We start from the raw sequence: 10,742 nt of genomic DNA, 5'->3' as shown, positions 1-10,742 counted from the left end.
GTCCGCCGGCCGGCCGGAACCCCGAGGAGGCCCGCGCCGCGATGTCCGCCTTCCAGCGCGGCTGGGCCCGCGGCGCCACCGAGCAACCGATCCGACCGAACCCCACCGGAGGAGAGCACCGATGATCGGGACCACGCACCACGCGGGCGAGCTCAACTGGCTGCTCGACGAACTCGTCGCCCGGGTCGCCGAGGTGAGGTTCGCCGTGATGCTCTCCGCGGACGGCCTGGCGATGGGCACCTCCGCAGGGCTCGGCCGGGAGGACGGCGAGCACCTGGCCGCGGTCGCCTCCGGCTTCCACAGCCTGGCCAAGGGCGCCGGCCGGCACTTCGAGGCCGGCGAGGTCCGGCAGACCATGGTCGAGCTGGAGCACGGCTACCTCTTCGTGGCCGCCGCCGGCCAGGGCACCTGCCTCGCCGTCTTCTCCAGCGCCGCCGCCGACCTCGGGCTGATCGCCTACGAGATGGCCCGGCTGGTGCGCCGGGTCGGCGAGCACCTGTACGCGGCGCCGCGCAGTACGGCGGGGGGCTGAGACCGATGCCGTACCCGCCGCGCCGCTACCTGCCGGGCAGTCCGTTCGGCTACCCGCCGCCGCCCGACGAGCCCGTCCAGTGGTACGACGACGCGGCCGGCCCGATGGTCCGGCCGTACGCGATGACCAAGGGCCGCACCCGGCCGGCCGGGGCGGAGTTCGACCTGATCGCCCTGGTGGTCGGCGACGTCCCCGAGGGCGTCGAGGTGCCGGTCGGCCCCGAACAGGCCGTCATCCTCGACCTCTGCCGCGGCAACGCGCTCTCCGTCGCGGAGATCGCCGCCGACGTCGACCTGCCGCTCGGCGTGGTGCGGGTGCTGCTCGGCGACCTGCTGGACGCCGAGTACATCCGGGTCAGCCGGCCCGTCCCGCCCGCCCTGCTCCCCGACGAGCACATCCTCCAGGAGGTCATCAATGGACTCCGCGCACTCTGACGGCTCCGTGCTCGCCCTGAAGATCCTGGTCGCCGGGGGCTTCGGGGTCGGCAAGACGACGCTGGTCGGCTCGGTCAGCGAGATCCGGCCGCTGCGCACCGAGGAACAGCTGACCGCGGCCGGCCGCGGCGTGGACGACCTGGGCGGAGTGGAGCAGAAGACCACCACCACGGTGGCGATGGACTTCGGCCGGATCACCATCCGCGAGGGCCTGTCGGTCTACCTCTTCGGCACCCCCGGCCAGGACCGGTTCTGGTTCCTCTGGGACGAGCTGGCGCAGGGCGCGCTCGGCGCGGTGGTGCTCGCCGACACCCGGCGGCTGACGGACTGCTTCCCGGCGGTGGACTTCTTCGAGCACCGGGGCATCCCGTTCGTCGTCGCGGTGAACCGCTTCGCCGGCACCCGGGACTTCGGCCCGAAGGAGGTGGCCCGCGCGCTCGACCTCGACGCGGACACCCCGGTGGTGGCCTGCGACGCCCGGCGGCGGGCGTCCGGCAAGCAGGTGCTGGTCGATCTGGTGGAGCACGCGGGCCGGGTGCACGCCGCCCGGCTGCTCGCCGACACCCGCCGCTGAGGCGGCGCGGGCCGGGACGGGCGGCGGCACCGGAGCGGGACGGGAGGCACCGCAGCCTGCCCGCCCCGCGGTCCGTGCCGCCGGCCGACGTGAGGAGTCGGTCGGCGGCCGGCAGCCGACCGGTCAGGGGCCACCGGTCTGGTGCCGACCGGTGGTGAGGGGCCGACCGGTGGCCGGGAGTCAGCCGCCGGGAGTCAGCCGACGGTGAGCACGGCCTTGCCGGCCACCCGGCGCTCGCGGACGGCGGCGAGCGCCTCGTTGATCCGCTCCCAGTCCTCGCGGTAGGCGATCTCCACCGAGAGCGACCTCGCGCCGACCAGCCGGGCCAGCGTGGCGAGGTCCTCGTCCACCGGTGCGCCGGTGACGAAGACGAAGTGCCGCAGGACGGCCTGCTCGTGCCCGCCGAAGAAGCGGAAGAAGGAGACCGGGGTGTCCTCGCCGGAGGAGTTGCCGTAGCTGAACACGGTGCCGCCGGGGCCGACCAGCTCCAGCGCCGCGGTGAGCGAGGCACCGCCTGCGGCCTCGTACACCACCGCGAAGGGGCCCTCGGCCTCGGCCGGGTCGGTGACCACGGCGGTGGCGCCCAGCTCGGTGAGGCCCTTGGCGCGTTCGGCGTTGCGGGCGACGGCGGTGACCTCCGCGCCGGCCGCGGCGGCCAGCTGGACGAGGATCCGGCCGACGCCGCCCGCCGCACCGGTGACCAGCACCCGCCGGCCGAGCAGGGTGCCGGACTCGCGGACCAGACGCAGCGCGGTGAGCGCGGCGACCGGCAGGGTGGCGGCCTCCGCGAAGCCGACGGTGTCCGGCAGGGCGGCGACGAAGCCGGCCGGCACGGCGATCCGCTCGGCCCAGGAACCGTCGGCGAGCGAGAGCGCCACCACGCGCTGGCCGGCGGTGAAGCCGTTCGCGGTCTCCGCGACCACGCCGGCGACGTCCCAGCCGGGCCGCCAGCCCTCGTCGTTGGTGGGCAGGTTGAGGATCTCGCCGCGGTTGACGGAGAACGCCTTGACGTCGACGAGGACGTCGCCGGCGGCCGCGGTGGGTTCGGCGACCTCGCGGAAGGCCACGTCACCGGTGGCAGGGGTGTTGACGATCGCGCGCATGCGGTGTCCCTCGGACTCGTGGGTTGGTCGGTGCGGTGCGGTGGTGCGGGTGCCGGTCAGCCGTCGGTGCTGACCAGGTAGGTGGCGGCGAGGTCCTTGCCGCCGTGGCCCTGCTCGACGGCGCGGGCGAAGCGGGTGGCGACGGCCGCCGCCATGTCCAGCCGCAGCCCGGCGGCCTCGGCCTCGGCGAGGATCAGCCGGGCGTCCTTCGCCGCGGTGGCCAGGCCGAAGGCGGGGGAGAAGTCCCCGGCGGCGACGGCCGCGGCCTTGCCCTGCAGGTAGGGACTGTCGAGGCCGCCGCCGGCGACGGTCTCGGCGAACGCCCGGGCGTCCAGGCCGAGGCCCTCGGCCAGGGCGATCGCCTCGGCGGCGCCGGTGGCGGTGGCCAGCACCCAGCTGTTGACGACCAGCTTCAGCCGGGAGGCGGCCGCGCCCGCCGGGTCGTCGGCCAGCCAGACGGTGCGGTCGGCGACCGCCGCCAGCACGTGGACGGCGGTGGCGCGGGCGCGCTGCGAGCCGGCCGCGAAGACCACCAGCCGGCCGGCCTCGGCGGGCTGCCGGGTGCCCAGGACGGGGGCGTCGACCAGGTCGAGGCCGTGCTCGGCGGCGAACGCGGCGAGCGGGGCGAAGCCGCTCGGGCCCACCGTGGAGGTCTGCAGCCAGACCTGCCCGGCCGTCAGCCCGTCGGCGGCGGCACGGACGACCTCCAGCACGGTTGGGCCGTCGGTGAGCATGGTGATCACGACGTCGGCGCCGCGCACCGCCTCGGCGGGGGTGCCGGCGACCGCCGCGCCCGCGGCGGCCAGCGGTTCGGCGGCGGAGCGGGTGCGGTTCCACACCCGGACGTCGAGGCCGGCCCGGCACAGGCTGCGGGCCATGCCGGCGCCCATGATGCCGGTGCCGAGCACGGCCACGGCCGTGCGGCTCACAGCACGCCCTTGGGGGAGTCGCCCTCGTGCAGCTGGCCGAGCACCCGCAGCTCCAGCGGCTCGGCGAGCAGGTCGTCGAGGAGTCCGGCGAGTTCGGTCAGGTGCGGGGTGCCGAGGTGGCGCTCCAGCGCCTCGCGGCCGGGCCAGCGCTCGATGGCGAGGAACACGTCGGGGTCGTCCAGGTCCTGGTGCATGGAGTAGTGAATGCTCTCCTCCTCCGCGTGCGTCGGGACGATCACCGCACGCAGGCGGCGCTCCAGTTCGTCCCGCTTGCCGGGCTTGGCGACGGCCCGGCCGACCACGGTCACAGTGCTCATGGTGCTCTCCTCCGGTTGTTCACCGCCGAGTTGGCGGTGCGCATGACGATCCGTCATGCGCGCTCGGATCGAAACCGTAGCACCATTCGATACCTGATGGCAGTGGAGGTTCTTTCATCACCTTCGGCTTGACGATAGATATTCGACATCTTATGGTCTTCCCGAGTCTTACAGTGGCTGCCCCGGGACAGGGGCGCCGTTCCACGAACCGACAGGGAGACCCCCGATGCGCTACCGCTACCTGGGCGACACCGGCCTGGCCGTGTCCGAGCTCTGCTTCGGCGCGATGACCTTCGGCGGAGGTGCCTCCTTCCTCGGGGCGCCCGACCGCAACTGGTCCGAGTTCGGCACCGTCCAGGACCAGGACGTGCACCGCCTGATGGACCTCGCGCTGGACTCCGGCATCAACTTCTTCGACACCGCGGACGTCTACAAGAACGGCATGGGAGAGGAGTTCTTCGGCCAGACGCTGTCGAAGGTCCGCGACCGCGTGGTCATCGGCACCAAGGGCCGCTGGCGGGTGGACGGCGACGGCCCGAACGACTTCGGCTCGACCCGCCACCACCTCAACGCGGCCGTCGACGCGAGCCTGCGCCGGCTGTGCACCGACTACATCGACCTCTACCACCTGCACGGCTTCGACCCGCGGACCTCGCTCGACGAGACCCTCCGGGTGCTCGACGACCTCGTCCGCTCCGGCAAGGTCCGCTACATCGGCGTCTCCAACTTCGCCGCCTGGCAGCTGATGAAGGCGCTCTCCGTCTCCGAGCGCCGCAACCTGGAGCGCTTCGTCTGCTACCAGGGCTACTACAACCTCGGCGCCCGCGACCTGGAGTGGGAGATCATCCCGCTGGCCCAGGACCAGAAGGTCGGCATCACCGCCTGGAGCCCGCTCGCCGGCGGCTTCCTCACCGGCAAGTACCGCCGCGGCGAGGGCCGCCCCGCGGGCAGCCGGCTCGCCGAGGCCACCCCCGCCGAGTCCGCGCCGCTCACCGACCAGGAGCAGGCGTACGACATCGTCGACGAGATGGCCCGGATCGCCGAGGCGCGCGGCGCCACCGTCGCCCAGGTCGCCATCAACTGGGTGCTGTCCCGGCCGCAGATCACCTCCGCGGTGATCGGCGCGACCAAGCTCCACCAGCTGGAGGACAACCTCAAGGCGATGGAGTGGGAACTCTCCGCCGACGAGGCGGCCGCCCTGGACAAGGTGAGCGAGGCCCGCGTCCCGTACCCCTACTGGCACATCGCCACCGTCGGCGCCGACCGCAAGCTGCCCGGCGACGTCTACCCGGCCTGATCCGACCCCGGCCCGATCCGTCCGCTGCCGCGTCCCCCGTCGCGGCGGCGGCGACCGCGGCGGGGACCGCCCGGAGCGGCCCCCGCCGCGCAGACCCCGCACGCCGCAGGCCGCACGCCGCACCCCGGCGTTCCGCTCTCCGGTCCGGCCCCGCAGCCGGGAGACGCGCAGGACGGTGAGGACCCGACCGGCCGGGTGCGCACGATTCACCTCTGCGAGCCGCCGCGCGATCTGCGGGCGGAGCCCGGCCCCGGGACAGCCGGCCGGGACCGGGCGTGACGGACCGGGCGTGACGGGCCGTCCGGACGACCCGTCCGCGAAGGCCCGGGCGGACGCGGCCCGCACGGGCCCGTCGGGATTCCCGCGCAGGCCGCGGCCCCGCCCGCCGTGTGAACACTCCGCGGCTCGTGGCGGCACCGACCGCCCAGGCCCGAACGCCCGACGTGCCTGCTGCCCCCGCCGCACTCGCTGCGGCCCGCTGCCGCGCTCCGTCCGGCACCACCGATTCCGGCGCGCCGACTCCGGCACCACCGGCTCCCACACCACCGACTCCGGCCGCCCGCCCAGGGCGGCCGGTCCCACCCGACCGCACCCATCCGGAAGGACGTCCACCCATGAGACCCGTCAGAGCCCTGCTCCCCGTCGCCCTCGCCGCCGCCCTGCTGGCCGGCACCGCCCCCGGGGCGCTGGCCGCCCGCTCCGGTGACACCATGCCCAACCTCGGCGACAGCAGCGTCGCCTACACGGTGATCTCCGCCTACGAGCACATCCCGGCCGCCGCGCGCGACACCGTCATCGCCGCCGCCCAGCAGGAGGGCTACGCCTCCCGCCGCCACGAGCCCGGCACCGAGAGCGTCCACGTCGTGCCGGACCCGGACCACCCGGGCCGGATCGTCGTCGCCGAGACCTTCTCCTCCGCCGCCGCGCACCGCGCCCACCGCCGCGGCCCCTACGCCCGGAACTTCGCGGCCCTGCTCGCGGCCCTCGGCGTCACCGGCCCCGCCACCACCGTGGCCAACTACTCGCTCGCGACCGACGACGGCACCGGCCGGGTCGCGCCCAGCGGCGGCGACGACGGCCATGTGTTCACCGTGGTCGCCGAGTTCACCAACGTGCAGCCGGCGTACCGGGAGGAGTTCCTCAAGGTCGCGAAGGCGGACGGCTACCTCTCGCTGACCGGCGAACCCGGCACCCTCGGCTTCCACTTCGTGCCGGACCCGGCCGACCCGACCCGGTTCGTCTTCCTGGAGACCTTCACCGACGAGGCGGCCTTCACGGCCCACCTGAACGGCACCCCGGCCGCCGCCTACCTGGACGTGGTCGCGAAGGGCCACATCGTCGGTCCCCACTTCTTCGTCACGCTGGCGACCACCGGATTCGACAAGCCCGGCGGCTGGTCCGTCCCCAACCGCAAGGCGTAGGCAGACCCTTCGGCGGTGCGTGCCGGCCGCCCCGCACCCGACCCGGAGCCACTGCGCCTGACCGTCCGTCAGCGGTGGTTCGTAGGCTGTGCGGTGTCCGGGGTGCGGCGGTCCGGGGTCCCGTGAGGGCGGGGCGCCGGACCGCCGCACCCGTACGTGGGCCGGTGTCCCGCCGTCCCGTGTCCGACCGCGAACCCCAGGGGGAGAGCCCATGTCCGTCCAGAATGCCCTGCTCAGCGGCAAGGTCGCGCTGATCACCGGCGCGAGCAGCGGGATCGGTGCCGCCGCCGCGCGGGTCTTCGCCGCCGAGGGTGCGGCCGTCGTCCTCGCCGCCCGCCGCGAGCAGCAGCTCGCCGACCTCGTCGACGAGCTCACCGGCAAGGGGCTGGAGGCCTGCTACGCCGTCACCGACGTGACCTCGGACGCCGAGGTCGCCCGGGCGGTGCAGGCGGCCGTCTCGCGCTACGGCCGCCTCGACGCCGCGTTCAACAACGCCGGGTACGGCGCCGAGCAGACCCCGCTGCACCTGATGGAGCAGGAGGTGTTCGACCGGATCATCGACGTGAACCTGCGCGGCGTCTGGTCCTGCATGCGGCACGAGATACCCGCCATGCTGGCCGCCGGCGGCGGGGCGATCGTCAACACCAGCAGTGTCGCCGGGCTGGTCGCCACCCCGGTCGCCGCGCCGTACGTGGTCTCCAAGCACGCGGTCGTCGGCCTGACCAAGGCGGCGGCCAACGAGTACGGAGCCCAGGGGATCCGGGTCAACGCGGTGGCCCCGGGCACCACCAGGTCGGAGATGATCGAGCAGTGGCTGGCGATCCGGCCCGACATCGAGGCCCGGCTGCACGAGGCGACCCCGCAGCCGCGGACGGCCGCACCGGAGGAGATCGCCGAGGCGGCCGCCTGGCTCTGCAGCGACCGCGCCTCCTTCGTCACCGGCGCCGTCCTGCCGGTGGACGGCGGCTACACCGTGCGCTGACCCCGGCGGTGGCAGGGCCCCGCAGCACGTCCGCAGCACGCCCGATCGCCGCACGGCCCGTCCGGACTTCCGGGCGGGCCGTTCTGCATACCGACCGGTCCGTATGTCTGTCAGGGCATCAGGTGCGACCGGCCCGGTTCCGCCTGTGCACAGGCGTCCGATCGCCGGAACAAACCTACGGGATCGACTGTTTTACCGTCGGCTGTACCGGCCGGTGCACTACGATGCGCTGCGAACTGCTGCGAGGTCGGGAGGATGGCCATGGTGAGACAGGAGAGGGCGGAGCGGACGCGCCAACGGATCGTCGAGGCCGCGGCCGAAGTCTTCGACCACAGCGGCTTCGCGGGTGCGAGCGTGTCGGAGATCCTGGCCCGGGCCGGCGTCACCAAGGGCGCCCTGTACTTCCACTTCCCGTCCAAGGAGGCCATCGCGGAGGAGATCCAGGGCGCCGAGGTCGGCACCCTGGAGAGCGCCGCGACCGCCACCGGCCCCTTCCTGCAGGCCATCGTCGACGTGTCGTACGCGATGGCGGCGGCCCTGCGGGAGAGCCCGACCGTGCGGGCGAGCATCCGGCTCGCCATCGAGAGCTCCTTCTCCGAGCCCTCGCCGGGCCCCTACGTCGCCTCGATCGACCTGGTCCGCACCCTGCTGCTGCGCGCCCAGGGCGAGGGCTCCGTCCGGCTCGACCTGGACGTCGACGCCGCCGCCCGGTTCGTCATCAGTTCCTTCACCGGCACCCAGATCGTGTCCCAGGTGTTCACCCGCCGCGAGGACCTCGAGGAGCGGCTCGCCGAGCTCTGGGCGTTCATCCTGCCGGGCCTGGCCGTGCCGGAGTGGATCGGCCGCCTCCGGCTGACCGCGCCCGAGCCGGTGCCGGCCGGCTGACGCCCCGCACCTCGGCTCCGGCTCCGGCCCCGGCGGCCCTGCGGCGCACGCGCTGCCGGGCGCCGCCCCGCCGCTCCCCGTTCCGCCCGGTGTCCCGAGGATTCCGGCGCTTCCCCGGCGTTCCCCGCGTTCCCCGGATATCCCTCCGCCCCCGGCCGTCACCGGCCCGTCGAGCCGTCCGATGCGGCGAGTCTGTGCCGTCTTCGTGATTTCCCGAATGGGCTCGGCGCCGGGGGAAATACTTGTCGTGATCTGGTCATTTGATACTTATATAACAGCGACTTCGGTCGGTTTCACTCCGCGGCGGGAGCCGCGACCGGGCCTGCGGGCCCGGTCGGACCGCCCGCGGAGGCCGGAGCGCGGTTGTGGGAAGCAGAGGAGAGGTGGGTGCCGTGCCCAGTCAGGAGCGCGCCGAACGGACCAGGCGGAGCTTGATCGTCGCCGCCGCCACGGCGCTGGACGAGTCGGCGGTGGAGGTGCTGGGCGGCGACGCGCTGCCGGGCCTGGACGCGATCAGCCGGGCCGCCGGGGTGTCCAAGGGGGCGCTGTACTACCACTTCCGCTCCAAGGGTGAGCTGATCGAGGCGGTGCGCGCCGAGGCCCGCTGCGAGCTGCGCCGGCTGACCGCCGAGTGCGTGGCCGCGCACGGCCCCGGCGCAGGTCTGGACGCCGTGGTGGACGTCGCGGTGGCCGTCGCCGGACTGCTGGACCGCGACCCGGTCTGCCGCTCCGGCGTCCGGCTCGACAGCGCCGAGGGCTTCGCGCTGGCGGCCGGCGGCGGGCCGCCCGAGTGGATGGCGCCGATCGGCGCGCTGCTCGCCTCCGCGGCGGACCGCGGCGAACTCCGCGAGGGCGTGGTGCCGGAGGAGGCGGCGATGGCGCTGACCGCGATGGCCGCCGGCGTGCTGCTCATCTGCGAGCGCAACGCGGGCGTCAGCCGTACCGAGATGGTCGCCCGGCTCTGGGGGGCGGTGCTGCCCGGGCTCGCCGCGCCGCCCGCCGACGGCTGTCCGTTCCTGGCCGCGGACTGCGGAGCCGTGCCCGCTGACCTCGGCAATTGACAAACCGGTCGGTCGGTTCTTGAATCGTTCCTGCCGATGCGTGGAACGTGCGTGCACGCCTCGGAAAACCGTCGATTCGTGAAAGGACGCGGCGCATGTCACTGCAGACGGGGGGATTTGCGGCCGGGGCGGCCGAACCGACCGCACCGCAGGTCCGGGCGCTCCTGGACCGGGCCGTCGGCTTTCCCGGCCTCGCGGAGAAATACCGCGGCGCGGCGGGCGGCCGCCCCGCCGACCTCCGCGTCCTCGACCCGCTCTCCGCCGACGAACTCCGCGCGGCGGTCTGGTCCGGCGTCCGCGACGGCCTCGCCAAGGACCGCGGCGCCGTGCTCTACCTCGGCGGCGGCACCACCGCCGAACCCTCCGCGACCCTGGTGCCGAGCTGCCTGTTCGCCGGAGACATCCAGCGCGCCTGGTCCCCGCTCGCCCCCGGCGACGTCCTGCTCAACCTCTCCCGCGGCACCCGGCTCTGGCCGGTCCACGACCTGTGCAACGCGCTCGCCGCACTCTCCGGCTGCTCCGCCATCCCCTACGGCACCCCCGACACCGACGACCTCGGCCGCCTCGTCGACTTCTTCGAGCAGTGCGGCGCCACCGCGCTCGCCGCGGACACCCCCACCCTGCGCGCCCTGCTCGAACACTGCCGGCTCACCGGCCGCCGCCCGGCCTGGCTGCGCACCCTGCTCTGGGTGGGCGTCGGCCTGGACGGCGCCACCGCCCGGCTGCTCGCCGAGGTCCTCCCCGACGCCGCCGTCTGGGGCCTGTACGGCTCGGTCGAGACCTGGGCGATCGGCTGCAACGGGCCGCGCTGCGCCCGCGACGTCTTCCACCCGCTGCCGCACCAGTACGTCGAGCTGGTGGACGGCGAGATCCTGGTCAGCACCCTGCACGAGCTGGCCGTCACCCCGCTGGTGCGCTACCGCACCGGCGACACCGGCGAGTTCGCCGACTGCCCGTGCGGCGCCCCGCAGCCGGGGGTGCGGGTCCGCGGCCGCTCGGCGGACGTCCTGTCCTTCCGCGGCGCCCGCTTCGGCCGGGCCGAACTCGTCGCACTGGCCGCCTCGGTGGAGGAGGTCGCGGCGGCCGAGGCCGAGGTGCTCGACGCCGGGCTGCCCACCGAGCGACTGCAGCTCTCCGTCCGCACGGTCGCGGGCGCGGCCTCTTTGGTCTTTGATCGGGATTGGGAACGGGGCGCTGGTAGAGCTCC

Annotated in this window: 11 protein-coding genes and 1 pseudogene; 9 read left to right on the top strand and 3 right to left on the bottom strand. The window is 74.5% G+C overall.

What is annotated here, in order from left to right; genetic code table 11:
• Positions 1–121: 121 nt before the first annotated feature.
• The 3 genes from ABZ641_RS16140 (at position 122) to ABZ641_RS16130 (ending at position 1,540) form a co-directional block, all read left to right on the top strand.
• Positions 122–532 (top strand): roadblock/LC7 domain-containing protein, encoded by a 411-nt coding sequence (locus ABZ641_RS16140; protein ID WP_344628170.1) that lies wholly within the window; start codon positions 122–124, stop codon positions 530–532.
• Between the two features lie 104 nt (positions 533–636).
• Complete coding sequence (locus ABZ641_RS16135) at positions 637–966, top strand: DUF742 domain-containing protein (protein WP_344628182.1); 330 nt, start codon at positions 637–639, stop codon at positions 964–966.
• The gene (locus ABZ641_RS16130) at positions 947–1,540 is read left to right on the top strand and encodes an ATP/GTP-binding protein (protein ID WP_359982390.1); all 594 of its coding nucleotides are present in this window, start codon (positions 947–949) and stop codon (positions 1,538–1,540) included. Before ABZ641_RS16135 ends, ABZ641_RS16130 begins: the two co-directional genes overlap by 20 nt.
• A gap of 194 nt (positions 1,541–1,734) precedes the next feature.
• Here the strand turns inward: ABZ641_RS16130 and ABZ641_RS16125 are convergent, their stop codons facing one another.
• The 3 genes from ABZ641_RS16125 to ABZ641_RS16115 are packed head-to-tail and all read right to left on the bottom strand — an operon-like array spanning position 1,735 to position 3,889.
• Positions 1,735–2,643, bottom strand: a complete 909-nt coding sequence (locus tag ABZ641_RS16125) for a zinc-binding dehydrogenase (RefSeq protein WP_359982388.1) — start codon at positions 2,641–2,643, stop codon at positions 1,735–1,737.
• Positions 2,644–2,699: 56 nt separating this feature from the next.
• Entirely contained in the window at positions 2,700–3,572 is an 873-nt protein-coding gene (locus ABZ641_RS16120; RefSeq protein WP_359982385.1) for an NAD(P)-dependent oxidoreductase, read from the bottom strand.
• Complete coding sequence (locus ABZ641_RS16115) at positions 3,569–3,889, bottom strand: putative quinol monooxygenase (RefSeq protein WP_344628174.1); 321 nt, start codon at positions 3,887–3,889, stop codon at positions 3,569–3,571. Before ABZ641_RS16115 ends, ABZ641_RS16120 begins: the two co-directional genes overlap by 4 nt.
• A 226-nt stretch (positions 3,890–4,115) precedes the next feature.
• Here ABZ641_RS16115 and ABZ641_RS16110 point away from each other — a divergent pair, with 226 nt between their 5' ends.
• The 6 genes and pseudogenes from ABZ641_RS16110 to ABZ641_RS16085 form a co-directional block, all read left to right on the top strand.
• Positions 4,116–5,186, top strand: a complete 1,071-nt coding sequence (locus ABZ641_RS16110) for an aldo/keto reductase (protein WP_359982382.1) — start codon at positions 4,116–4,118, stop codon at positions 5,184–5,186.
• 614 nt (positions 5,187–5,800) lie between these two features.
• The gene (locus ABZ641_RS16105; RefSeq protein ID WP_359982380.1) at positions 5,801–6,607 is read left to right on the top strand and encodes an antibiotic biosynthesis monooxygenase; all 807 of its coding nucleotides are present in this window, start codon (positions 5,801–5,803) and stop codon (positions 6,605–6,607) included.
• A 211-nt stretch (positions 6,608–6,818) separates the two neighbouring features.
• Complete coding sequence (locus ABZ641_RS16100) at positions 6,819–7,589, top strand: glucose 1-dehydrogenase (protein ID WP_344628177.1); 771 nt, start codon at positions 6,819–6,821, stop codon at positions 7,587–7,589.
• Positions 7,590–7,850: 261 nt separating this feature from the next.
• Positions 7,851–8,474 carry a ScbR family autoregulator-binding transcription factor gene (locus ABZ641_RS16095; RefSeq protein WP_344628178.1) on the top strand — a complete coding sequence of 208 codons (624 nt, stop codon included), beginning with the start codon at positions 7,851–7,853 and terminating at the stop codon, positions 8,472–8,474.
• A gap of 392 nt (positions 8,475–8,866) precedes the next feature.
• Positions 8,867–9,535, top strand: a complete 669-nt coding sequence (locus ABZ641_RS16090) for a TetR/AcrR family transcriptional regulator (RefSeq protein WP_359982376.1) — start codon at positions 8,867–8,869, stop codon at positions 9,533–9,535.
• Between the two features lie 95 nt (positions 9,536–9,630).
• Positions 9,631–10,742 (top strand): annotated as a pseudogene (locus ABZ641_RS16085) (hypothetical protein); the annotation flags it as partial.

This window comes from Kitasatospora sp. NPDC007106 (genome assembly GCF_040634455.1).
GTDB classification, from domain to species: Bacteria; Actinomycetota; Actinomycetes; order Streptomycetales; family Streptomycetaceae; genus Kitasatospora; species Kitasatospora arboriphila.
This window is presented reverse-complemented; position numbering and strand designations above follow the sequence as displayed.

Excerpts from the sequence above, each read along its gene's own strand:
- ABZ641_RS16140 (WP_344628170.1), top strand. The coding sequence starts at position 122 with ATGATCGGGACCACGCACCACGCGGGCGAGCTCAACTGGCTGCTCGAC.
- ABZ641_RS16135 (WP_344628182.1), top strand. The coding sequence starts at position 637 with ATGGTCCGGCCGTACGCGATGACCAAGGGCCGCACCCGGCCGGCCGGG.
- ABZ641_RS16130 (WP_359982390.1), top strand. The coding sequence starts at position 947 with ATGGACTCCGCGCACTCTGACGGCTCCGTGCTCGCCCTGAAGATCCTG.
- ABZ641_RS16125 (WP_359982388.1), bottom strand. The coding sequence starts at position 2,643 with ATGCGCGCGATCGTCAACACCCCTGCCACCGGTGACGTGGCCTTCCGC.
- ABZ641_RS16115 (WP_344628174.1), bottom strand. The coding sequence starts at position 3,889 with ATGAGCACTGTGACCGTGGTCGGCCGGGCCGTCGCCAAGCCCGGCAAG.
- ABZ641_RS16110 (WP_359982382.1), top strand. The coding sequence starts at position 4,116 with ATGCGCTACCGCTACCTGGGCGACACCGGCCTGGCCGTGTCCGAGCTC.
- ABZ641_RS16105 (WP_359982380.1), top strand. The coding sequence starts at position 5,801 with ATGAGACCCGTCAGAGCCCTGCTCCCCGTCGCCCTCGCCGCCGCCCTG.
- ABZ641_RS16100 (WP_344628177.1), top strand. The coding sequence starts at position 6,819 with ATGTCCGTCCAGAATGCCCTGCTCAGCGGCAAGGTCGCGCTGATCACC.
- ABZ641_RS16095 (WP_344628178.1), top strand. The coding sequence starts at position 7,851 with ATGGTGAGACAGGAGAGGGCGGAGCGGACGCGCCAACGGATCGTCGAG.